Genomic DNA, 1887 nt, shown 5'->3' with positions numbered 1-1887 from the left:
TCCGTTCGGGGCAAGCGTGAGTGGGGACTAGGCGGCGGCCCACGGGCGCGGCGGCGCGGTCACAGCCAGGGGGCGCACCGGACCCAGCTCGGCGGGCAGGCTGATCTCCGCCGCCTGCACGTCGATGGGCAGCTCCACGCTCACCGGCCCCATGGGCACCGTGGTGGCCACGCGGATCGCCTCGCGCAGCACGCCCACCGCCTGCTCCGGGCTGGTGATGCGGAAGGCCGCCTTGCTGCTGGCCTTGAGGAAGGTCAGCTGGTCCCGGGTTTCGTGGATAAAGCTGGCGTCCCGGTCCAGGTATTCCCGCTCCACCTGGCCGGTGAGATGGATCAGCGGGCTGGCGGCGTTCAGCGCCTCCAGCAGGGCGCCCACCGCGTTGCCGGCGCCGGCGCCGGTGCTGGTGATGGCCACGCCCAGGCCGGAGAAGCGGCCGTGGGCGTCGGCCATGGTCACGGCGCCGGCTTCGCCCCGGGCGGCCACGAAACGGATCCGCTCGCGCCGGCCGATGGCGTCGGCGATGGGCAGGTTGTGGATGGAGATGACCCCGTAGACGCTGTTCACGCCGTGGGCTTCCAGTACCCGGGCGATGGCTTCGCCCACATTGACTCTGTTGCTCATGATGCTGTCCTTGTTCTGTTCAGTCGTTAGCCCGGGCTTAGCAGCACCAGGGGTTGGGTTGGTCACTCAGGCCCACGTAGATGCTCTTCTGCTGCATGTAGGCGAGCACGCCCTGGCGGCCTTTTTCCCGGCCGAGGCCGCTTTCCTTGAAACCGCCGAAGGGGGCGGAAACCGAAAATTTCTTGTAGGTATTGATCCAGACGGTGCCGGTCTCGAGCCGGCGCGCCAGGCGCCAGGCCCGGCGGAAGTCCTCGCTCCAGATGCCGGCGGCCAGGCCGAACACGCTGTCGTTGGCCTCGGCCACCAGTTGGTCTTCGTCGTCGAAGCTCATCACCACCAGCACCGGGCCGAAGATTTCCTCCTGGCATACCCGGGCGCTGTTGGCCAGGCCGGCGATGATGGTGGGCGGATAGAAGCAGCCTCCGGCCAGCTCGCCCACGGTCAGCCGTTCGCCGCCGCACAGCACCCGGCCGCCCTCGGCCCTGGCCAGGGCCACGTAGTCGGCCACCGACTGGAGGTGGGCCTCGTTGATGAGCGGCCCCATGTGAATGCCGGGCCGCTCCGGATGGCCGACCCGCAGCTCCCGGGTCAGGCCCAGCAGCCGGGTGAGGAAGCGCTCGTAGAGGCTGCTGTGCACGAACAGCCGGGAGCCGGCGATGCAGGCCTGGCCGGCGGAGCTGAAGATGCCGTAGACCACGCCCTTGGCGGCCAGCTCGAGATCCGCGTCTTCCAGCACCAGGGTGGGCGACTTGCCGCCCAGCTCCAGCGAGGTGGGGATCAGCTTGTCCGCCGCCACGTGGGCCAGGCGGCGGCCGGTGTTGGTGCCGCCGGTGAAGGAGATCTTGCGCACCAGGGGGTGGCGGGCCAGGGCCTCGCCCACCACCGAGCCGCGCCCGGGCAGTATGCTGAGCAGCCCCTTGGGCAGGCCGGCCTCCTCGAACAGCTTGGCCAGCTCCAGCGCCGCCAGCGGGGTGGCGTCGGCGGGCTTGAGCAGCACGGCGTTGCCGCCGGCCAGGGCCGGGGCGATCTTCTGCATCTCGCTGGCGATGGGCGAGTTCCAGGGGGTGATGGCGGCCACCACGCCGATCGGTTCATGCACGCTCAGGGTCATGAAATCCGGGGCGCGCGGGGTATTGAGCTGTTCGTCCAGGGTCTCGCAGGCGGCGGCGAAGTAACGGGCGGTGCCGGCGGCGCTGGCCACCAGGGCCCGGGTTTCCGCCAGCGGCTTGCCGTTATCCCGGGTCTGCAGGGCGGCCAGCTGTTCGC

Annotated in this window: 2 protein-coding genes; both read right to left on the bottom strand. The window is 70.4% G+C overall.

Annotated features, from left to right (window positions below; all coding sequences use genetic code 11):
* Positions 1 to 27 precede the first annotated feature (27 nt).
* Positions 28 to 621, bottom strand: a complete 594-nt coding sequence (locus CGX12_RS19110) for a thiamine pyrophosphate-binding protein (RefSeq protein WP_368073562.1) — start codon at positions 619 to 621, stop codon at positions 28 to 30.
* Positions 622 to 658: 37 nt separating this feature from the next.
* Positions 659 to 1887 (bottom strand): aldehyde dehydrogenase family protein (locus CGX12_RS19105; protein ID WP_094041449.1); only part of this gene is annotated, 1229 nt, incomplete at its 5' end.

The sequence above is a fragment of the Zobellella denitrificans genome, from assembly GCF_002237365.1.
In the GTDB taxonomy this organism is placed as follows: Bacteria; Pseudomonadota; Gammaproteobacteria; order Enterobacterales; family Aeromonadaceae; genus Oceanimonas; species Oceanimonas denitrificans.
This window is presented reverse-complemented; position numbering and strand designations above follow the sequence as displayed.

Excerpts from the sequence above, each read along its gene's own strand:
- CGX12_RS19110 (WP_368073562.1), bottom strand. The coding sequence starts at position 621 with ATGAGCAACAGAGTCAATGTGGGCGAAGCCATCGCCCGGGTACTGGAA.